We start from the raw sequence: 19374 nt of genomic DNA on the forward strand, positions 1-19374 counted from the left end.
CCGGCGGTGGGTCAGGACTCGCTGCCCTTGGTGAGCGCCGTGTACTCCTCGGGCGTGAGCAGGTCCTCGGCGTCGCCTTCCACGCGCACCTTGAACATCCAGCCCTCGCCGTAGGAGTCGCTGTTGACCAGGCTGGGATCGTCCACGACGGCCTGGTTGACCTCCACGATCTCGCCGCCGACCGGCGCGTAGATCTCGTTGACGGACTTGGTCGACTCCACCTCGCCGACGGAGTCGCCCCGCTCGACGGTCGAGCCGATCTCGGGGAGCTGCACGTAGACGACGTCACCAAGGGCCTCGGCGGCGAAGGCCGTGACGCCGACGGTCACGGTGAGGCCGTCTTCGAGGCCGGCCACCCACTCGTGCTCCTTGGTGTAGCTGAGGTCGTCAGGGATGTTGCTCACTTGTTCCTCCTGTAGAAGGGCAGCTCGACCACGTCCATAGGTTCATGGCTGCCCCGGATGTCCACGGCCAGGCCTGTTTCGGCGCCGGTGTCCACGTAGGCCATCGCGATCGGCTTGCCCAGGGTCTGGGAAGGCGCGCCGCTGGTGACCACGCCGACGACGGCGCCGTCCTTGGTGACCGGGTAACCGTGGCGCGGCACCCGGCGGCCCCGCGCGACCAGGCCGACGAGCCGGCGTCGCGGCGTGTCGTCCTTGACCGCCTCGAGTGCCGACCTGCCGACGAAGTCGCCGGGCTTGTCGAATTTCACCACCCTGCCCAGCCCCGCGTCGAACGGGGTGAGCTCGGCGTGCAGCTCGTTGCCGTACAGGGGCATGCCGGCTTCGAGCCTGAGCGTGTCGCGGCTGGACAGGCCCGCGGGCTTGAGCCCGTACGGCTCGCCTGCCGCCGTGAGGGCGTGCCACAGCGGCACCGCGTCGTCGTTGGCGACGAACAGCTCGAACCCGTCCTCGCCGGTGTATCCGGTACGGGCGATGAGGGCCTGACGGCCGTCCACCACGCCGGGCAGCCCGGCGTAGTACTTGAGCCCGGCGAGGTCGGCGTCGGTGAGCGTGGCCAGGATCTCCTGCGAGCGGGGCCCCTGGACGGCGATCAGCGCGTACTGGTCCGACCGGTCCTCGACGACCACATCGAACGCCTTAGAGCGAATTTTCAGCTCATTTCCGACTTTTTCGTAGTTCGAGGCGTTGGCCACGACCATGAACTCCTCGTCCCCGAGCCGGTAGACGATGAGGTCGTCGAGCACCCCGCCGCGCTCGTCCACGATCATGGTGTAGCGCGCCCGCCCGGGCGTCAGCGCCGACAGATGCCCGACCAGCGCGTGGTCCAGGGCCTGGCCGGCCTGCGGCCCGGTCAGGAAGATCTCTCCCATGTGGGACAGGTCGAACAGCCCGGCCGCCTCGCGCACGGCCTTGTGCTCCGCGGACTCGCTCCCGTACCGGAGCGGCATGAGCCAGCCCGCGAAGTCGGTCAGCGTGGCGCCGAGGCTCTCGTGAACGTCTCGTAGCGGTGTCGGTCGGGACATGAGTCGCACCTCAGGACAGGGTTGGATGCCAGGATCCTCCCCCTCTGTCATCGATGCCTGAGAGCTTCGCCCGACTTTTGCCGGACTTTCACCTTCGGCGAGGCCCGCAGGCCTGCTTTCCAGAGGTCACCCTTAGCCGTGCGGTCCTTTGCCTTGAGAGGTTTGCGGGGAGGGCTTGCTCCTTCAGGGACCCTGACCGGCTGTCAGGGTGCTCTCCCGCACGATTGGTCGGTGATGCCCGCCAGCCTAGTGCCGTCCGGGGGTCGTTGTCGCGTCCAGGGGAGTCGTGACCCACCGCCGGCGCGTGCGTCTCAGCAGGCGGACACCAGTGCGTCGAACAACGCGTGCCCCTCCGCCATCTCCGCATGCCACTGCACGGCCAGCACGAAGGCCGCGTCCAGTTCGACGGCCTCGATCGTGCCGTCGGCGCTGGTGGCCGTGACCGTCAGGCCGGGAGCGAGGCGGTCGACGGCCTGGTGATGGTAGTGCGGGACCGCCACCGGCTCCTCGCCCAGCGCCTTGGCCAGCCGGCTGCCGGGCACGACGTTCACCGGCAGGTCGCCGAAGCGGCCGGGGGCGGGGCAGTGGCCGGTGTGCCCGACCACGTCGGGCAGGTGCTGGTGCAGGGTGCCGCCCAGGGCCACGTTGAGCACCTGGAGGCCGCGGCAGATGCCCAGGTACGGCAGCCCGGCGTCCAGGGCCGCGGCGAGCAGGGAGAACTCCGCCTCGTCGCGGAACTCCCTGACGTAGCCGAGCCGCTCGTGCGGGGCGGCGCCGTACCTGGCCGGGTCGATGTCGCCGCCTCCGGCCAGGATCAGCCCGTCCAGGCCGCGCACGACGGAGGCGGGCTCGCCGGCCGGAGGCAGCACGACCGGCTGGCCGCCGGCCCGCACGACCTGCTCCACGTACGCGTACGGCAGCAGCGCCGCCGTCGTGTCCTGCCACACCGTGAACGAGGCCGGCTCGACGTAACTGGTGATGCCGATGACGGGACGACGCACCATGGGACGGACCCTCCTTAGAGCGGTGTGACGTAGGCACCGGAGATGCCGCCGTCCACCAGGAACTCGCTGCCCGTGATGAACGAGGCGTCGTCGCTGGCCAGGAACGCCACCGCGGCCGCGATCTCGGACGCCTCGGCGAAGCGGCCGACGGGCACGTGCACCAGCCGCCGCCGCGCCCGTTCCGGATCCTTGGCGAACAGCTCCTGCAGCAGCGGCGTGTTCACCGGGCCCGGACACAGGGCGTTGACCCTGATGCCCTCCCTGGCGAACTGCACGCCCAGCTCCCGCGACATCGCCAGCACCCCGCCCTTGGAGGCGGTGTAGGAGATCTGCGAGGTGGCCGAGCCCATCACCGCCACGAAGGAGGCGGTGTTGATGATCGAGCCCTTGCCCTGGCGGCGCATGTACGGGATCGCGTGCTTGCAGCACAGGTAGACGCTGGTCAGGTTGACCTCCTGGACGCGGCGCCAGGCGTCGATGCCGGTCTCCAGGATCGAGTCGTCGTCGGGCGGCGAGATGCCGGCGTTGTTGAAGGCGATGTCCACGCTGCCGTAGGTGTCGTGCGCCGTGGCGAACATCCGTACGACGTCGTCCTCGCTGGTCACGTCGGCCCGGACGAACAGGCCGCCGACCTCGGCCGCGGCCTTGACCCCCGCCTCCTCGTCGATGTCCGCGCAGACCACCTTGGCGCCCTCGTCGGCGAAGCGGCGGGCCGTGGCCAGCCCGATGCCGCCGCCCGCGCCGGTGATGACCGCCACCCGATCCTGCAACCGCTGCATGTGTCACTCCGATGAGATGAAGACGTTCTTGGTCTCGGTGAACGCGGCCAGCGCGTCCGGGCCGAGCTCCCTGCCGAGGCCGGACTGCTTGAAGCCGCCGAACGGGGTCCAGTAGCGGACGGAGGAGTGGGAGTTGACCGACAGCGCGCCCGACTCGACCGCCCTGGCCACGCGCAGCGCCCGGCCGACGTCGCGGGTCCAGATCGAGCCGCTCAGGCCGTAGGGGGTGTCGTTGGCGATCCGCACGGCCTGCGCCTCGTCCTCGAACCTGGCCACCGACACGACCGGGCCGAAGATCTCCTCGGTGAACGCGCGGTCGGTGAGCTCGGGGGTCAGCACCGTCGGCGGGAACCAGTAACCCTTGCCCTGCGGGCAGGAGCCCTGCAGCCAGGGGGTGCCGTCGACGAAGCCGCGGACGCGGTCGAGGTGCTCGGCGCTGATCAGCGGGCCCATCTCGGTGCTCTCGTCGCGCGGGTCGCCGACCTTGACGCCCTGGACGGCCGGGGCGAGCAGGGCCATGAACTCGTCGTACACGGAGGACTGGACGAGGATGCGCGACCGGGCGCAGCAGTCCTGGCCCGCGTTGTCGAAGACGGCGTAGGGAGCGGTGCGCGCGGCCTTGGCCAGGTCGGCGTCGGCGAAGACGATGTTGGCCGACTTGCCGCCCAGCTCCAGCGTGACCCGCTTGACCTGGCGCGCCGCCGTGGCCGCGATCTCCTTGCCCACCTCGGTCGAACCCGTGAACACGATCTTCGCCACGTCCGGATGCTCGACCAGGCGGGCCCCCGCGACCTCCCCTGCTCCGGGCAGCACCTGGAGCACCCCCTCGGGGAGGCCCGCCGCCAGGGCCAGCTCGGCCAGCCTCAGCGCGGTCAGCGGAGTCCACTCGGCCGGCTTGACGATCACGGTGTTGCCGGCCGCCAGCGCGGGGGCCATGCCCCACGTCATGATCACCATCGGGAAGTTCCACGGCACGATGATCCCCACGACGCCCAGCGGCTCCTGGAACGTCAGGTTCACCCCGCCGGGCACCGGGATCTGCCTGCCGTGGTCGCGCTCCGGCGCCCCGGCGTAGAAGTGCAGCACGTCGCGGACGTTGCCGGCCTCCCAGCGGGCGTTGGCGGCGGTGTGGCCGGCGTTGGCCAGCTCAAGCTCCGCCAGCTCCGCGCCGTGCGCGTCCACCAGGTCGGCGAAGCGGCGCAGCAGCCGCGCCCGGTCGCCGGGGGCCACCTCGCGCCACGTCGCGTACGCCTTCCTGGCACGCTCCACCGCCCGGTCGACCTCGGCCGCGTCGAAGAGTTCGACGTCGGCCAGGACGTCCTCGGTGGCCGGATTAACGATCTTCATGCGCCCCCGTCACATCCGTTCGAAACCACGGAACAGCTCCCAGTCCGTCACCGCCGCGTCGTACGCGGCCAGCTCCACCCGCGCGTTGTTCGCGTAGTGGTCGACCACGTCCTCCCCGAACGCCTCCTTGGCCAGCTTCGACCCCTCGAACAGGGCCAGCGCGTCGCGCAGCGTGTGCGGCACGGTCTCGGCCCCGCTGGTGTAGGCGTTGCCCGCGCACGGGTCCTCCAGCGGCAGCTCCGCGTCGATGCCGTGCAGGCCGGCCGCGATCAGCGCCGCCACCGCCAGGTACGGGTTCACGTCGCCGCCCGGCACCCGGTTCTCCACCCGCAGCGACGGGCCGTGGCCGACGAGCCTGAGCGAGCAGGTGCGGTTGTCCACGCCCCACTTGACCGCCGTGGGGGCGAAGCTGCCGGGGACGAAGCGCTTGTAGGAGTTGACGTTGGGGGCGTACAAGAGGGTCAGCTCCCGCATGCACGCCAGCTGCCCGGCGATGAAGCGGGCGCCGAGCGGCGAGAGCCCGTACGGTCCCTCGCCCGCCATGACGAGCTCCCCGTCCTCGCCGCGGAGGGAGATGTGCACGTGGCAGGAGTTGCCCTCACGCTGGTTCGGCTTGGCCATGAAGGTGATCGACCGGCCCTCCTGGGCGGCGATCTCCTTGGCGCCGTTCTTGTAGACGGCGTGGTTGTCGCAGGTGGTGAGCGCCTCGGCGTAGCGGAAGGCGATCTCGTGCTGGCCCAGGTTGCACTCGCCCTTGGCGGACTCGACGTACAGGCCCGCGCCCTCCATGTCGCGCCTGATCCGGCGCAGCAGCGGCTCGACGCGGGCCGTGCCGAGCAGTGAGTAGTCCACGTTGTAGAGGTTGGCGGGCGACAGGTCCCGGTAGCCCCGCCGCCAGGCGTCCTCGTAGCTGTCGTCGTAGACGACGAACTCCAGCTCGGTACCCACGTACGCGGCCAGCCCCCGGTCGGCCAGGCGGGCGAGCTGCCGGCGCAGGATCTGGCGCGGCGAGGCGGTCACCTCGCCGCCGTCCTCCCACGTCAGGTCGGCCATCAGCATCGCGGTCCCCTCGTGCCACGGCACCCGGCGCAGCGTGGCGAGGTCGGGCTTCATCACGAAGTCGCCGTAGCCCCGGTCCCAGGACGACATCGTGTAGCCCTGGACGGTGTTCATGTCCACGTCGACGGCGAGCAGGTAGTTGCAGCCCTCGGAGCCGTGCTGCAGCACCTCTTCGAGAAAGTACCGCGCCGACAGCCGCTTGCCCTGCAACCTGCCCTGCATGTCGGCGATCGCGAGGAGCACGGTGTCGATCCGCCCGAGCGCCACCTCGTCACGCAGCTCAGTGACGGAAAGGAACCCGGTGCTCGCTCGTCCGCTCACGCTACGTCGCTCCGATCTGGCCTGACGCGCTTACCCGTTGATTGGGCTAGTCTCAGACCATTGATGTGCATGCCACGATCGCTTGTCAAGACCTGAGGACACGTTGGACGAGTCGGCGCGTTTGATGACGGTGTTGCGGCCGGTCAGGGCCGGCAACGCCTTCGAGGAGACCGTGGAACGGCTGCTCCAGGCGATCAAACTCGGCGTGGTCGCGCCGGGCGACAAACTTCCGGCCGAGCGCGAGCTGTCCGCGCGGCTCGGCATCAGCAGGGTGACGCTGCGCGAGGCGATCCGCGCCCTGTCCGACGCGGGCTATCTCGACGTACGGAGGGGCCGCTACGGCGGCGCGTTCGTCACCTACGTCCCGCCCAAGCCCGACGCCGGCGACCTGCGCCAGGCCGTCAGGAGGATGGGCCAGGACGAACTGTCGGACGCGCTCACCTTCCGGCTGGCGGTGGACTGCGGGGCGGCGCAGATCCTGGCCACCTGCGACCTCGCCGAGGACAAGAAGGCCGTCCTCGTTCACCGGCTCGCCGAGCTCAACCGGGCCGGGCTGGACGACTACCGCCGCCTCGACACCGCCTTCCACCTGTCCATCGCGGAGCTCACCGGCTCGGCCCTGCTCGCCACCACGTGCGCCGACGCCCGCTCCAGGATCAGCGACCTGCTGAACGCCATCCCGATGCTCCAGGTCAACCTCGACCACGCCGCCGTCCAGCACCAGGCCATCGTGGACGCCATCCTCGCCGCCGACCCCGACGCGGCCAGGCGAGCCGTCACCGAGCACCTGGAGGGGACGGCCGCGCTGCTGCGGGCATTCCTGTCCTGACCGGCCATGATCGGGACATTGGGGCCGGGAAGGGGCTCGCGGCTCGTACCATCGAACGCAAGGCCATGCAGAACTGGTTTCAGCAGAGCATCATCTCCACAGGACGGCTGCCGCTGTTCTGCTACTTCGTCATGCTCATCGTCGCCTTCATCGCCACCCGCATCAACGTGCGCCTGATCAGGGCGAAGATCGGCTGGTTCCGCAACGTCAACGTGGGCGAGATGCACATCCACCACGTGGTCTTCGGCGTGGTGCTCATGCTGATCGGCGGCGTCGCCCTCATCGTCTCGCCCGGCTCGCAGATCGGCACCGCCGCCGCGGCCTCCGTGTTCGGCGTCGGCTCGGCGCTGGTGCTGGACGAGTTCGCGCTGATCCTGCACCTGCACGACGTCTACTGGGAGGAGGAGGGCCGCACCTCGGTGGACGCCGTCTTCATCGCGGTCGCCGTCACCGGCCTGCTCCTCATCGGCCTGCGCCCGCTCACCTGGAACTACGGCACCCCGGTCAACCCGGCCATGCTGATCGTGGCCAACCTGGCGCTCGCCGTCGTCACGTTGCTCAAGGGCAAGATCTGGACCGGCATGGCGGGGCTCTTCGTGCCGCCCATGCTGCTGGTCGGCGCGATCCGGCTGGCGCGGCCCGGCTCGCCGTGGGCCCACTGGTTCTTCGCCAAGGGCTCGCCGCGCAAGGTGGCCAGGGCGGTGCGCCGGGAGGAGCGGTTACGGCGGCCGGTGATCAAGGCGAAGATCGCGTTCCAGGAGTTCCTCTCCGGGCGGCACGACCTGCCGTCCACCCGGCGCGGGCGCCGGCACACCTGACGGCTGTCCCGGCGTGCCTCAGGACGTACAGCGGTCCCGGCGTGCCTCAGGACGTCACACCGACGTGCCGGAGATCGGCTGCACCCACGGGGTGAGGTCGGGGCGTTTGGCCGTGCGCCCGTCGCCCGAGGAGCGGCCGCGCAGGCGGCGGGCCATCCACGGCCCCGCGAACGTGGCGAACCACCGCACCTCACCCGCCGCCACCCGCCACCTCGCCGCCGGAGGCAGGGGCGGGAAGGGCAGCATCCACGAGTCGTCGCTGCCGGCCAGTCCCAGCGCGTGCGCCATGGCGGCGGCGATGCGGGCGTGCCCCGCCGGGCTCGCGTGCAGGCGGTCGACGCTCCACATCCGCGCGTCCGTCACGAACTCCATCGCGAACGTGTCCACCAGCGCGACCCCATGACGGGCGGCGGCGGCGCGGATGCGGTCGTTGAGGTCGAGCACCCGGGGCCGCAGCGGCCGGGCCATGGGGGCGATCTTCGCGATGTCGGGGAACGTCACGCTGACCACGTGCGCGCCCGCCCCGGTCAGGGCGGCGAACATCTCCTCCACCACGCCCGCCACCGCGGCGGCGTCGAAGCCGGGGCGGATGATGTCGTTCATCCCCGCCATGACCGTGACCAGGTCGGGCCGCAGCGCCAGCGCGGCGTCCAGCTGCTCGGAGCGGATCTGGGCGGCCACCCGGCCGCGCACGGCCAGGTTGGCGTAACGCAGCCCGGGGTTGGCGCGGGCCAGGTGCTCGGCCAGGCGGTCGGCCCAGCCGCGGTGGCCGTTGAGGTCGTCGCCGTCGCCCAGGCCCTCGGTCTGGCTGTCCCCGAGCGCGACGTAACGCGTGTAGGCGGTCATGAGGTCTCCTTCCCGATGCGTTCGCGTGCCCTTTCCGAGCGCTCCTCCAGCGTCCGCGCGGTGCTCAGGCACCAGTCGCGCGTCTCGCGGGCCAGCCGGCAGCCGGCCTGGCCGGACAGGTAGGGGCCCACGTGCCCGCCCTCGCGCAGGAACGTCTCCTCGTCCAGGTCGCCGCGCAGGCCGGCCAGGATCCGCTCGAAGATCTCCAGCTTGGCGCCGGCCTCCCGCGCGCGGTCGCGTAGCTGCTCGATCACCGGCGCGGGGTCGAGCAGGTCCACGGCGTGCACCTTGACGGCCAGGTCGTCGCGCAGGACCAGCGGTCTGGCCGGGGCGGCGGCGTAGGCGGCCAGCTCGGCGAGCCCTGCCTCGGTGACCTTGAACACGCGCTTGTTGGGGCGGCCCCGCTGGACCACCTCCCGGCCCGTGACCAGGCCGCCGGCCTCCAGCTTGGTCAGCTCGGCGTAGAGCTGCTGGGGGGCGGCGTACCAGAAGTTGGAGACGCCGATGTCGAAGATCTTGGTGAGCTGGTAGCCGCTGTACTCGCCGTCGAGCAGCGCCGCCAGCACCGCATGCCTGAGAGCCATCGCGAATCAGTAGTACTCATGGATATGAGTAGTCATGAGCATGACTATAGGCGGTGGGTGCGGGCGAGCGCTAGAGGGCGACCACGGAGCGCAGGGCCAGGCCCGCGCCGAGGAGGACGACCATGGCGGCCGTGCCCATCGGGGCCAGGCCCGACAGCTTCGCGGCCAGGCGGCGGCCGGCCGAGGCGCGTCGTTCCAGCCGGTCCACCAGCTTGACCAGGAGCAGGCCGGTGACCATGAGGGTGGCGGCCATGCCGACGCCGTACGCGGTGACCAGCGCGACGCCGAACCAGGTACGGCCGAGGGCGATCGCGCCGAGCAGGACGATCAGGGCGGAAGGGCTGGGGACGAGACCGCCCGCCACCCCGAGCCCGATCAGGCCCCGGCGCTTGGAGCGATGCTGGTCGTGGTCGTGGTGGTGGCCGTCCTGGTCGTGGTCGTGCTGCTGGGTGCCGTGGCCGTCGTGGTCGTGTGCGTGACCATGTCCGTGTCCGTCGCCGTGGCCATGCCCGTGTCCGTGTCCGTACGTGTGGCCGTTTCGGGTGTTCTGGAGGAGGCGCAGGCCGATGACGGCGATCAGCACGCCGCTGGCCACCCCCAGCCAGGCCAGCACCGACTCCCCGGCCAGCGCCGTGAACACGGTCAGCAGCAGCCCCACCACCAGCACTCCGGCCGTGTGCGTGGCCGTCACCGTCGCGCCCACCACCAGCGCGTCGCGCGGGCGTCCGCGCCGGCCCGCCAGGTACGCGGCCATGATCGTCTTGCCGTGCCCGGGGATGAGCGCGTGTCCGGCCCCGAGCACCACGGCCAGCGCGACCGCCAGCAGGCCCAGCGGCACCGTCAGCGTCTCCGAGCCGATCAGGCCGGTGAACGTCCGGTCCAGCGCGGCCAGCGCGTCCCCGATCGGCCCGCCGATCTCGATCCCGCCGGGCACCGCGCCGCCTCGGGGAGCGCCGGACGCCCCGGGAGCGGCGTTGCCGGGGACGCCGGAGACCGTGCCGGAGACGGTGCCGAAGACGGTGAAGGTGGCCGTCCGCTGGTCGAGCGGGTCCGTGAGCAGGTCGTCGGGGTACGAGCGCAGCTCCTGGCTGATGCTGCGGGCGGGCACCGAGGAGCCGGTCAGGCTCACCCCGTCGCCCACGGCGGTGATCTCGCGCCAGCCGATCCTGTCCTGCTCGAACCCGTCGCTGAACGTCACGGCCCCCGAGGCGCGGACGTCGCCGACGAGCCGGCAGGACAGGCGGCTGGTCCGCAGGCCCCCTTCGCCGGGGGCGTAGGTGAAGGAGGAGCCCTCCACCCGCCACGGCACCGTCCGCCCGGCCACCTCCAGCCGCTGGGCGGCGGCCAGGGCGGCGCAGCGGCGGGCCGGGTAGGCGGCGTCCACGTCCGGCTCGGCCTGCACGGTCGGCAGCTCGGCCAGGTCCACGACGGCGAGGTTGCGCACGCCAGAGGCCGAGACCCGCAGCCCGTTGTAGTGGTTGACGGTGAACCGGCCGAGCGGATGAGCCAGCGCCCTCGCGCGGGCGGCGGAGCCGGGCGTCTGCACGTGGGTGGTGCGGGTGGGCGTCTGCACGTGGGTGGTGCGGGTGGACGTCTGCGCGTGGGCGGCGGCCGGCAGCAGAGCTGTGGACAGGGACAGCAGCAGGCCCGTCGCGGCGGACGGCAAAGCGAGCAGGACCGCTCTCATGAGAACCTCGCCAGTGCGGAAAGCGTCGGGTCGAAGGCCGGATCCACCCGCGCCGGGCGGCCGAGTGCCCGTTCGATCGTGGCGCGGTGGTAGGCGAGCAGCGGGTTGCGCCAGCCGGTCGCGGTGGCCCGCTCGGCGTGGCGAAGCGCCTCGGCCGGCTCGCCCGCCTTGAACAGGGCCCAGGCCAGGGCGTCGGCGGCGACGAGGTTCGGGTTGCGGGCGTACTCGGCCCTGGCGTGCCGCACGGCCGTGGCCGGGTCGCCGTGGTCGGCCTCGAACTCGGCCCAGGTCAGGTCGTCGCGCACGCCCGCCGCCGCGAAGAGCTTGCGCTGGGCCCTGAGCAGCGTCCAGTCGGCGCGCTGCCCGGCCTTGATCCGGGTCTCGCCCTGCTCGATGAGGTACTGGGGGAGGGGGAGCCGCTCGACGACGCGCTCGTACAGGGCGAGCGCCTCGGTGAGCCGGCCGCCGAGCGCCGCGGCCCTGGCCTGGCCGGCGAGGGCGGGCGTATAGGCGGGGTAGGCCGTGAGGGCCTTGCCGTACCAGTCGGCCGCGCTCTTCAGGTCGCCCGCGTGGAGGGCCAGCTCGCCCAGGTAGTAGCGGGTGTAGGCGACGTCGGCGGGCGCCCAGGCGTCGTTCTGCGCCATTTCAAGGTATTCGCGGGCCTTGCCGAGGTCGCCGCGCAGCTCGGCCGCGTAGGAGGCGCGGGTGAAGGCGGGGACGCCGGGATGCAGCTCCATCATCCGGTCCACGGCCCGCTTCGCCCCGCGCAGGTCGCCGAGCTGGGCCCTGGCGTCGGCCAGCACGCCGTACGCGGCCACGCCGTACGGGTTGGCCGCGATGGCGCGTTCGGCCAGCCGTACCGCGTCGGTGAACTCGTGCCGGCCGGCGGCCAGCGCCGCCTGGGCGGCGAGGACGGCGTCGTCGCGGCCGTCGAGCCGGGCGGCCGTGGCGAGCGCGCCCTCCGCCTTGCCGTAGTACGCCGGGTCGCCGGTGACCCTGGCCTGGTCCACGTACTGGGAGGCGAGTCGCGCCCAGCCGCGATGGTCGCCGGGCAGCCGCCTGAGCCGCTCCTGCAACGTCTCGCGGCGCTGCGCGTCCGCCACCGGCAGTGGCTCGGGCGTGGCCGTGAAGGTGAGGATCGTGAACAGCATCGCCCCGGCGAGGGCGAGGGCGGCGGATATCGCGAAGGCACGCATGTCCAAGGCTCCAGGGTCGGAGGTGGGGCCGGCCGGCCGTGACGGGGAGCACGGCCGGCCGGCCCTTTCTGCGGGCGGCAGGCGATGGGAGACGGGTGCCTGCCGCCGGGGCGGACCGGCCGGTCTGGAGAGGGATCGGCCGGTCAGGAGGGTCAGCGCTGGTTCACTGCCACGTTGCTCGGCAGCGGGATGTACGGGAACGTCTGCCCGAACGGCTTGTCGTTCCTGTCCACCTTGTCCGTCAGTCCGGGGACGAGCTTGCCGGTCAGCGCGGCGCCGGCCACGGCCTGCAGTTCGATGTCCACGACGTCGTCGGCGAGCCGGCGGCCGTTCGGGAAGCCCGCGAGGTCGCCGCCGAGGACGCCGAGCCGGTTGGGGTTCTTGGCCGGCGGGACCGCCATGTTCAGCCGCAGCATCTCCGAGGGGCGCAGCTTGCCCGCGTCCTTGTTGAGCACCTGCGAGTTCAGGTCGGCCTTGATGGGGCCGTTCTGCTTGGCGATGCCGGTCAGGAAGATCTCGACCAGGTCGTTGCGCGGGGTCGCCGGAGCCTTGATCCCGTAGATCTTCTGCAGCAGCCTGGCCACCTCGGGGTCGGTGACCCGGTCGACCAGGGCCTGCACGCCGGCGTCCTTCGACGGGTCGAGGGCGTTGTAGGCGTCCTTCAGCCCGGCGGGGGCGACGACCTCGTTCACCAGCGGGTTGCACAGCCGGGAGACCTGCACGAAGGAGTCGCCGTTGAACTTGTCGGTGGTCGAGCAGACGCCGATCACGGGGTTGCGCCTGGGGTCGCCCTTGAGCGCGAGGTCCGTGGCGGGGACCTGGAGGGCCACGGTGTTGACGTTGTAGCCCTTGGTGGTGTCCTGGCCGACCTCGGTCAGGTCGCCGCCGTAGAGCAGGTCGAAGACGCGCAGGTCGAGGAAGAACGCCTCGTCCGACTGCCCGGCGAACGTCTTGCCGCCGTTCGGCAGGCTCTTGATCGACTGGTTGCGCAGGGTGGCGTAGTTCGGCATGGAGGCGCGTCCGACGTTGCTCGGCGCGACGATGCCGTCGTCGACCAGCGTCTTGGAGCCGCCGGGGGTGATCCGCTTGAGCGTGTAGCGCTGGCGGAAGAGCAGGTTCGGGTCGTTCAGCGAGGTGACGGGGCCGTCGTTGTAGAGGAACGTGTCGTTGCCGCGCTTGTCCTCGTTGCGGAACGTCCACTCGTAGGTGATGTCGGTCTTGGCGTCACCGTCGTTGTCGATCTTTATGTTGTGCCGTGACTTGACCGCGAACGGGTAGAAGTTCGGGCCGCCGTTGGGCTCCTCGAACGGGATCCAGTTGGCGATCAGGGTCACGGAGTCGGCCTTGTCGGGACTCACGAAGGCGTACACGTCGGTGTTGTCGTGCTGCGGGTCACCCGAGATCATCGGGGCCTCGCGGTGCGAGGAAGCGATGCCGGAGTCGGTGCGGAGCACGGCCAGGGACGACACAGCGACGGCTGCGGCGAGGCCGATTCCGACAAGAGCGCGCCGGTTGGTCCGGAGCTCCATGTTCGGTCCTTTCGGGAAGGGCTGTTCGTGACGTGCGAGGTTCCGGCCGGATTCCTCGACGCCCTATTCGTCCGTGGCCCGCCCGCGGATGTCGGTCTCCTCCCTGAGAATGAGCGTCAACCAAAGTTGACATACTTAAGTCGTCAATTTAGGTTGACTCTGTCCCGGCGGTGCGGATCCCGGCGTTCCGTTCGTTGGACTGAATCGAGAAATGTCGTGAGGGGAGATGTGGTGCTCAGGGAACTGCTGGCTTATGTGCGCCCGCACCGGAAGATCCTGCTTGTGGGCGGATTACTGGGCCTGGTCGGCTCGGCGGCCGGTCTGGCGATGCCGTTGCTGGCCAAGTACGTGGTGGACGCCTTCGGGCAGACCGGGTCGATGGCGGCGCCGTTGCTCGGGCTGACCGTGGCGGTGCTCGTCGGGGCGGTCGTCTCGGCCGGGGGAAGCTACCTGATGGAACGCACGGGCGAGGGCATCGTGCTCGGCGCCCGCCGCAGCCTGGTGGACCGGATGTTGCGGCTCAAGGTCGCGGACGTGGACCGGCTCAAGCCCGGCGACCTGCTGTCGCGGGTGACCGGTGACACGACGCTGCTGCGGGCCGTGCTCACCAACGGCATCGTCGACTCGGTCAGCTCGGCGTTCATGCTGGTGGGGGCCATCGTCCTGATGGCGACCATGGACGGCGTGCTGCTGCTGGTCACGCTGCTCGTGGTCGTGGTGATCGGCGGGATGGTGGCGCTGATCATGCCCCGGATCCAGCGGGCGCAGACCCAGGCCCAGGAGGCCGTGGGCGAGATGGGCGCGGTGCTGGACCGGGCGCTGCAGGCGTACCGGACGGTCAAGGCGAGCGGCGCGGAGGAGCGGGAGATCGCCGTGGTCGGCGACGCGGCCGTGCGGGCCCGCGACCGGGGGTTGCAGGTCGCCGGATGGACGTCGCTGGCGGGAGTGGCGACGTGGATGGCGGTGCAGATCGCGTTCCTGGCCGTGCTGGGGGTCGGCGGCGCGCGGGTCGCCTCCGGCACGCTCGAGGTGTCGTCGCTGATCGCGTTCCTGCTCTACCTGTTCTACCTGGTGCCGCCGATCGGGCAGCTGGTCCAGGGCGGCGTGCAACTGCAGCAGGGGCTCGCCGCGATGAAGCGGATCAAGGAGATCGAGGACCTGCCCGCCGAGCCGGTCGGCGTCGCGGAGCGGCGCGAGGAGCGGCCGTTCGGCGTGCGGTTCGCGGACGTGGTCTTCCGGTACGGCGACGACCGGCCGGTCGTGCACGACGGCGTCAGCTTCGAGGTCTCACCCGGCGGGCTGACGGCGCTGGTCGGGCCGTCGGGGGCGGGCAAGTCGACGGTGTTCGCGCTGCTCGAACGCTTCTACGACCACCAGTCCGGGTCGATCGCCATCGACGGGAGGGACATCCGCGACTGGCCGCTCGGCGAGCTGCGGGCCGCGCTCGGCTACGTCGAGCAGGACGCTCCCGTGCTGGCCGGCACGCTCAGGGAGAACCTGCTCTTCGCCGCCAGGGACGCCACGGAGGAGGAGCTGCACCGGGCGCTCGCGCGGACGAGGCTCGACGACCTGGTGGCCCGGCTCCCCGACGGGCTGGACACGCCGGTCGGGCACCGCGGCGTGCTGCTGTCGGGCGGGGAGCGCCAGCGGGTGGCCATCGCCAGGACGCTGCTGCGCAAGCCCCGCCTGCTGCTGCTCGACGAGGCCACCTCGCAGCTCGACGCGGTCAACGAGCTGCGGCTGCGCGAGGTGATCGCCGAGGTCGCGCGGGAGACCACGGTGCTGGTCATCGCGCACCGCCTGTCCACGGTGACCAACGCCGACCGCATCGTGGTGATGGAGGGCGGCGGCGTGCGCGCGGTCGGCACGCACGACGAGCTGGTGGGCGCGGACGAGCTCTACCGGGAGCTGGCCGCCACCCAGTTCCTGGTCGGCTGAGCGTCGCCGGCCAGCCGCCGAGGGCTTCGCGCCGGCCGGTCTCTTCGTGAATGGGTTCATTCACGAAGAGACCGGCCGGGCGGGCTTCCAGCCGTCACCGGTGTGAGGGATGAGAATGCCGGGTCGGCGGTGTTGGAGGTGACGTGGCGGACGGATATCACGGCGGGCTCAGCGTGCTCCTCGACGGCCGGAGGCTGTCACCCGTGCAGCGCAGGATCGCCCACTACCTGAGCGAAAACCTGGACGAGGCCATCTTCCTGTCCAGCGTGGAGCTGGCCGACCGGGCCGGGGTCAGCCAGCCCTCGGTGACCAGGTTCGCCATGGTGCTCGGGTTCGCCGGATATCCCGAGCTGCGCCAGGCGCTGCGGCCGCTGGTGCTGGGCAGCGGGACGGAGGCGCCGCAGGAGAGCCTGCTGCGCGGCGCCATCGACTGCGAGATCCGCAACCTGGCCCTGGTCAGGGAGCGGCTGGCCGCGTTGCCGCTGAAGGAGCTGGGCGAGCACCTGGCCGCGACCGAGCCGCTGCCCGTGCTGGGGCTGCGGGTCTCGTGCGGGCTGGCCACCACCTTCGCCTACTACGCCCGCCGCATCCATCCCGACGTGCGGCTGCTCACCCACGGCGGCTCCGAGCTGAACGAGGGCCTGCACGCGGCCCGGCGGGCCGGAGCCGAGTGGGTGGTGGCCGTGGTCCTGCCCCGCTATCCGGCGGAGGCGGTGCGGGCGCTGGAGTACGCGGGCAAGCTGGGCCTGCGGGTGGCCGCCATCACCGACCGGGCCGACTTCCCGGCCGAGATCGTGCTCGACGCGCCCGTGGGCGACCGGCTCGTGTTCGACTCGCACGCCGCGCCGCTGGCCCTGGCCATGGCCCTGGTGGAGGCCATGGCCGACGCCGCGCCGCTGCGTACGCGGGCCAGGCTGGAGGAGTACGAGCGGATGGCCGACGAGACCGGCACGTTCCTAACCGGCGATCTTGCCTAGCGACCGCATCGACCACATCGTCGTGAGCACCGCCAGCACGACGAAGACCCCGAACGCGATCGGGATCGACGGGTCGCCGAGCCGCCCGTCGAACAGCGCCCGCCCCGCCTCGACCGCGTGGTAGAGCGGGTTGACCGGAGCCAGGAACTTCATCCAGTCGGGCGCGAACGAGATCGGCACGAACAGCCCGGCCAGCAGCATGATCGGCAGCAGGAACAGGTTGAGTGTCTGCGACATGCCGTTCTCGTCGCGCACGGTCAGCGCCAGCCCCTGCGACAGCCCCGAGGCGAACAGCCCGGTCGCGGCCATCAGCAGCAGCACCAGCACGAGCTCCACGGCCCCGATGCGCACTCCCATGGCGGCGGCCCCGATCAGCACCAGGACGGCCTGGACCACCAGCACGACCATGTCCTTGGCCACCCGCCCGAGCACGATCGCCGGCCGCCAGGCGGGGCTGACGGCGTAGCGTTCGAGCGAGCCGTTGCGCAACTCCGCGATCAGCCCGAACCCGGAGAAGAGCGAGCCGAACACGGCGATCATCATCATGGACGCCGGGGTGAACATGCGCAGCGCGTCCACCGTGGTGCCGCCCGGTGTCAGCGACTTCAGCAGGGGCGCGAACATGAGCAGGTAGAGCACCGGCTGCATGAGGCCGAACAGCGGCCAGATCGGGTTGCTGAAGGACTTCTTCAGCTCGTAGCCGGTGAACAGCGCGGTGTGGCGGATCATACGGCGGCTCCCGCGTCACGAAGCGATCGGCCGGTCTTGGCCAGGAAGACGTCATCGAGGGTGGAGCGGTCGAGCGCGATCGAGGTCAGGCCGAGGCCCCGCTCCTCCAGCGCCCGCAGCAGGGCGGGCAGCGTGTGCTCGCCGTCGTCCACGTAGACGCGCAGCAGGTCGTCGTCCACGCGGGTCTCGCGGGCCAGCGGCTTGAGCGTCTCCGCCGCCCGTTCCGGCTCGCTCACCCTGAGCGTGATCACGTCGCCGGAGACCTCCCGCTTGAGCGCGGACGGCGTGCCCTCGGCCACGACCGTGCCGTGGTCCACGATCATCAGCCGGTCGCACAGCGCGTCGGCCTCGTCGAGGTAGTGGGTGCTGAGCAGCACGCTGGTGCCCGCCTCGCGTAACTGCCTGATCCGGTCCCAGAGGTTGGCCCGGTTCTGGGGGTCGAGCCCCGTGGTGGGCTCGTCGAGGAAGAGCAGCGGCGGATTGTGCACGAGCCCGATGGCGATGGCCACCCGCCGCTTCTGGCCGCCCGACAGCGTACGGCCGGGGCGGTCGGCCAGCTCGGTCAGCTCGAAGCGGTCGAGCACCTCGGCGGTGGCCCGCGCGGGATCGGCCATGGCGAAGATCCTGGCGGCCATCATGACCTGCGCCCTGGCGCTCGTGGTGTCCTCCACCCCGCCGGCCTGGCTCACGTAGCCGAGGTTGCGCCGGACCTGCGCGGGCTCCTTGCGCAGGTCGTGACCCGCGATCGTGGCGGTGCCCGCGTCGGGGGCGATCAGCGTGGCCAGCATCCTGATCGTGGTGGTCTTGCCCGCGCCGTTGGGCCCGAGCACGCCGAAGATCTCGCCCTTGGCCACGCCGAGGTCCACGCCGCGCACGGCCTCGACGGTCTGGGCGCCCTTCCTGCTCCTGGTGGTGAACGTCTTGCGCAGTCCCTGCGCCTGAATGATCATCGGAGATGTCAGCTCCTTCATGGCAACTCGTCGGCCTCGATCCGCGGGATCGCCTTCTCCACCCAGTCGAGCTGGGCCTGGAGCATGGCCCGCTGCAGGGCGAGGTTCTCGTTGACGTGCTCAGGGGCGCCGTGGGCGTGTTTCACGCCGGTCATGTGTCCCAAGGTTTCGACGTACATCCGAAGCTGGGACATCCTGCCACGCAGCGCCGTCAATATCTCCTGCTTTTCCAGCCGGTCCATGAACGTCATGGCCACCTGGAACGGGTCGACGATGGGCTTGAGCTCGTGCCACGCCTTGAGCAGCATCCGGTGGAACTCCTCGCGGCCGAGGTCGGTCAGGGCGTAGACGACCTTGCCGCCCTTGCCCGCCTCGACGACCTCCAGCAGGCCCTCGTCGGCCATCTTGCTCAGGCCGTGGTAGATCGAGCCGAACGCCACGTTGGTCCAGGATTCGATGCCCATGACCTCCAGGCGGCGGCGGACCCCGTAGCCGTTCATGGGGCCGTCCAGCAGGGCGCCGAGGATCAGGATCCGTGTCGATGACATGTGCTCAAGTTTGTATACAAACTTGAGTATCCGTCAAGGTCAAATAAGCTGCCTCCATGAGTGAACGACCGACGGCGCTGGTCACCGGCGCCTCCCGGGGCGTCGGCGCGGCCGTCGCCAGGGCGCTGGCCCCGACCCATGACGTCATCCTGGGCGGGCGCGACGAGCGGGCGCTGGCCGCGCTGGCGGCCGACCTGCCCGGAGCGCGCCCCTGGCCGGTGGAGCTGACCCGGGTCACGGCGGCCGACGTGGCCGGCGTCGAGCGGCTCGACGTGCTGGTGCACAGCGCCGGGATGAGCCGGCTCGGCCGGATCGCCGACCAGCCGGCCGACGCCTGGCGGCAGACCATGGAGCTGAACGTGATCGCGGTCGCCGAGCTGACCAGGCTGCTGCTGCCCGCGCTCAGGCGGGCCGGCGGCCACGTCGTCTGCGTCAACTCCGGCTCCGGCCAGCGGGCCAACCCCCACTGGGCGTCCTACGCGGCCAGCAAGTTCGCGCTGAGGGCCTTCGCCGACGCGTTGCGGCTGGAGGAGCCTGAGCTGCGGGTCACGACCGTCTATCCGGGGCGGACGGCCACCGACATGCAGCGGGAGGTGCGGGCGTACGAGGGCGGCGCGTTCGAGCCGGAGAAGTACCTCGAACCGGAGACCGTGGCGCGGGCCCTGCTCGCGGCGGTCATGGCCGGCCCCGACGCGCACCTCACCGAGCTGACCGTGCGGCCCCGAGGGGGTCCCGTCAACTGAACTG

19 protein-coding genes and 1 riboswitch are annotated in these 19374 nt (G+C 71.3%); of the genes, 5 read left to right on the plus strand and 14 right to left on the minus strand.

Translation table 11 applies throughout. The features are described from left to right. Positions 1-11 precede the first annotated feature (11 nt). The 6 genes from gcvH to B0I32_RS39045 all read right to left on the minus strand — a co-directional run bounded on the left by gcvH (position 12) and on the right by B0I32_RS39045 (position 5996). Positions 12-404, minus strand: coding sequence for a glycine cleavage system protein GcvH (gene gcvH / locus B0I32_RS39020; protein ID WP_106248288.1), 393 nt, complete (start codon positions 402-404; stop codon positions 12-14). After that, positions 401-1486 (minus strand): glycine cleavage system aminomethyltransferase GcvT, encoded by a 1086-nt coding sequence (gcvT, locus tag B0I32_RS39025; protein ID WP_106248290.1) that lies wholly within the window; start codon positions 1484-1486, stop codon positions 401-403. Before gcvT ends, gcvH begins: the two co-directional genes overlap by 4 nt. A gap of 131 nt (positions 1487-1617) precedes the next feature. Further along, a riboswitch (glycine riboswitch) is annotated at positions 1618-1715 on the minus strand. A gap of 82 nt (positions 1716-1797) precedes the next feature. Continuing rightward, complete coding sequence (locus tag B0I32_RS39030; protein WP_106248292.1) at positions 1798-2490, minus strand: gamma-glutamyl-gamma-aminobutyrate hydrolase family protein; 693 nt, start codon at positions 2488-2490, stop codon at positions 1798-1800. Between the two features lie 14 nt (positions 2491-2504). Further along, on the minus strand, positions 2505-3269 hold the full coding sequence (locus tag B0I32_RS39035) for a 3-oxoacyl-ACP reductase (RefSeq protein ID WP_106248293.1): 765 nt from the start codon (positions 3267-3269) through the stop codon (positions 2505-2507). A gap of 3 nt (positions 3270-3272) precedes the next feature. Beyond that, positions 3273-4616 (minus strand): aldehyde dehydrogenase family protein, encoded by a 1344-nt coding sequence (locus tag B0I32_RS39040; RefSeq protein WP_106248295.1) that lies wholly within the window; start codon positions 4614-4616, stop codon positions 3273-3275. 9 nt (positions 4617-4625) lie between these two features. After that, positions 4626-5996, minus strand: a complete 1371-nt coding sequence (locus B0I32_RS39045; protein ID WP_106248296.1) for a glutamine synthetase family protein — start codon at positions 5994-5996, stop codon at positions 4626-4628. Positions 5997-6120: 124 nt separating this feature from the next. Between B0I32_RS39045 and B0I32_RS39050 the strand changes: the two genes are divergently transcribed. Then, complete coding sequence (locus B0I32_RS39050; RefSeq protein ID WP_106248298.1) at positions 6121-6825, plus strand: FadR/GntR family transcriptional regulator; 705 nt, start codon at positions 6121-6123, stop codon at positions 6823-6825. Positions 6826-6890: 65 nt separating this feature from the next. Then, positions 6891-7643 (plus strand): hypothetical protein, encoded by a 753-nt coding sequence (locus tag B0I32_RS39055; protein WP_106248299.1) that lies wholly within the window; start codon positions 6891-6893, stop codon positions 7641-7643. Between the two features lie 54 nt (positions 7644-7697). On the opposite strand, the gene B0I32_RS39060 is transcribed toward B0I32_RS39055, so the two are convergent. The 5 genes from B0I32_RS39060 to B0I32_RS39080 form a co-directional block, all read right to left on the minus strand. Continuing rightward, positions 7698-8489: an SGNH/GDSL hydrolase family protein gene (locus B0I32_RS39060; RefSeq protein WP_106248301.1), complete on the minus strand. Its 792-nt coding sequence runs from the start codon at positions 8487-8489 to the stop codon at positions 7698-7700. Next, entirely contained in the window at positions 8486-9073 is a 588-nt protein-coding gene (locus B0I32_RS39065; protein WP_106248302.1) for a PadR family transcriptional regulator, read from the minus strand. The genes B0I32_RS39060 and B0I32_RS39065 overlap by 4 nt, the downstream gene beginning before the upstream one ends. A 70-nt stretch (positions 9074-9143) precedes the next feature. Then, positions 9144-10760: a nickel/cobalt transporter gene (locus B0I32_RS39070; protein WP_219912227.1), complete on the minus strand. Its 1617-nt coding sequence runs from the start codon at positions 10758-10760 to the stop codon at positions 9144-9146. Then, entirely contained in the window at positions 10757-11956 is a 1200-nt protein-coding gene (locus tag B0I32_RS39075; protein WP_106248304.1) for a tetratricopeptide repeat protein, read from the minus strand. The genes B0I32_RS39070 and B0I32_RS39075 overlap by 4 nt, the downstream gene beginning before the upstream one ends. 152 nt (positions 11957-12108) lie before the next feature. After that, positions 12109-13485, minus strand: coding sequence for a DUF4331 domain-containing protein (locus tag B0I32_RS39080; protein WP_106248305.1), 1377 nt, complete (start codon positions 13483-13485; stop codon positions 12109-12111). A gap of 216 nt (positions 13486-13701) precedes the next feature. Between B0I32_RS39080 and B0I32_RS39085 the strand changes: the two genes are divergently transcribed. Both B0I32_RS39085 and B0I32_RS39090 read left to right on the plus strand, forming a co-directional pair. Beyond that, entirely contained in the window at positions 13702-15423 is a 1722-nt protein-coding gene (locus B0I32_RS39085) for an ABC transporter ATP-binding protein (protein WP_245956301.1), read from the plus strand. A gap of 143 nt (positions 15424-15566) precedes the next feature. Then, a complete protein-coding gene (locus B0I32_RS39090) occupies positions 15567-16400 on the plus strand; it encodes a MurR/RpiR family transcriptional regulator (protein ID WP_106248307.1) in 834 nt (277 codons plus the stop codon). On the opposite strand, the gene B0I32_RS39095 is transcribed toward B0I32_RS39090, so the two are convergent. The 3 genes from B0I32_RS39095 to B0I32_RS39105 are packed head-to-tail and all read right to left on the minus strand — an operon-like array spanning position 16380 to position 18627. Further along, positions 16380-17129 carry an ABC transporter permease gene (locus tag B0I32_RS39095; RefSeq protein ID WP_106248309.1) on the minus strand — a complete coding sequence of 250 codons (750 nt, stop codon included), beginning with the start codon at positions 17127-17129 and terminating at the stop codon, positions 16380-16382. The genes B0I32_RS39090 and B0I32_RS39095 overlap by 21 nt on opposite strands. After that, positions 17126-18079: an ATP-binding cassette domain-containing protein gene (locus B0I32_RS39100; protein ID WP_219912228.1), complete on the minus strand. Its 954-nt coding sequence runs from the start codon at positions 18077-18079 to the stop codon at positions 17126-17128. Before B0I32_RS39100 ends, B0I32_RS39095 begins: the two co-directional genes overlap by 4 nt. 17 nt (positions 18080-18096) lie before the next feature. Then, positions 18097-18627, minus strand: coding sequence for a PadR family transcriptional regulator (locus tag B0I32_RS39105; RefSeq protein WP_106248311.1), 531 nt, complete (start codon positions 18625-18627; stop codon positions 18097-18099). A gap of 56 nt (positions 18628-18683) precedes the next feature. On the opposite strand from B0I32_RS39105, the gene B0I32_RS39110 reads away from it, so the two are divergent. After that, positions 18684-19370: an SDR family oxidoreductase gene (locus B0I32_RS39110; RefSeq protein ID WP_106248312.1), complete on the plus strand. Its 687-nt coding sequence runs from the start codon at positions 18684-18686 to the stop codon at positions 19368-19370. The last annotated feature ends 4 nt before the right edge of the window (positions 19371-19374 follow it).

Source organism: Nonomuraea fuscirosea, assembly GCF_003001935.1.
GTDB lineage: Bacteria > Actinomycetota > Actinomycetes > Streptosporangiales > Streptosporangiaceae > Nonomuraea > Nonomuraea fuscirosea.

Coding starts and splice junctions, on each gene's coding strand:
- B0I32_RS39065 (WP_106248302.1), bottom strand. CDS start 9,073: ATGGCTCTCAGGCATGCGGTGCTGGCGGCGCTGCTCGACGGCGAGTAC.
- B0I32_RS39060 (WP_106248301.1), bottom strand. CDS start 8,489: ATGACCGCCTACACGCGTTACGTCGCGCTCGGGGACAGCCAGACCGAG.
- B0I32_RS39105 (WP_106248311.1), bottom strand. CDS start 18,627: ATGTCATCGACACGGATCCTGATCCTCGGCGCCCTGCTGGACGGCCCC.
- B0I32_RS39030 (WP_106248292.1), bottom strand. CDS start 2,490: ATGGTGCGTCGTCCCGTCATCGGCATCACCAGTTACGTCGAGCCGGCC.
- B0I32_RS39040 (WP_106248295.1), bottom strand. CDS start 4,616: ATGAAGATCGTTAATCCGGCCACCGAGGACGTCCTGGCCGACGTCGAA.
- B0I32_RS39080 (WP_106248305.1), bottom strand. CDS start 13,485: ATGGAGCTCCGGACCAACCGGCGCGCTCTTGTCGGAATCGGCCTCGCC.
- B0I32_RS39055 (WP_106248299.1), top strand. CDS start 6,891: ATGCAGAACTGGTTTCAGCAGAGCATCATCTCCACAGGACGGCTGCCG.
- gcvT (WP_106248290.1), bottom strand. CDS start 1,486: ATGTCCCGACCGACACCGCTACGAGACGTTCACGAGAGCCTCGGCGCC.
- B0I32_RS39095 (WP_106248309.1), bottom strand. CDS start 17,129: ATGATCCGCCACACCGCGCTGTTCACCGGCTACGAGCTGAAGAAGTCC.
- B0I32_RS39075 (WP_106248304.1), bottom strand. CDS start 11,956: ATGCGTGCCTTCGCGATATCCGCCGCCCTCGCCCTCGCCGGGGCGATG.
- B0I32_RS39050 (WP_106248298.1), top strand. CDS start 6,121: ATGACGGTGTTGCGGCCGGTCAGGGCCGGCAACGCCTTCGAGGAGACC.
- B0I32_RS39070 (WP_219912227.1), bottom strand. CDS start 10,760: ATGAGAGCGGTCCTGCTCGCTTTGCCGTCCGCCGCGACGGGCCTGCTG.
- B0I32_RS39100 (WP_219912228.1), bottom strand. CDS start 18,079: ATGATCATTCAGGCGCAGGGACTGCGCAAGACGTTCACCACCAGGAGC.
- B0I32_RS39110 (WP_106248312.1), top strand. CDS start 18,684: ATGAGTGAACGACCGACGGCGCTGGTCACCGGCGCCTCCCGGGGCGTC.
- B0I32_RS39035 (WP_106248293.1), bottom strand. CDS start 3,269: ATGCAGCGGTTGCAGGATCGGGTGGCGGTCATCACCGGCGCGGGCGGC.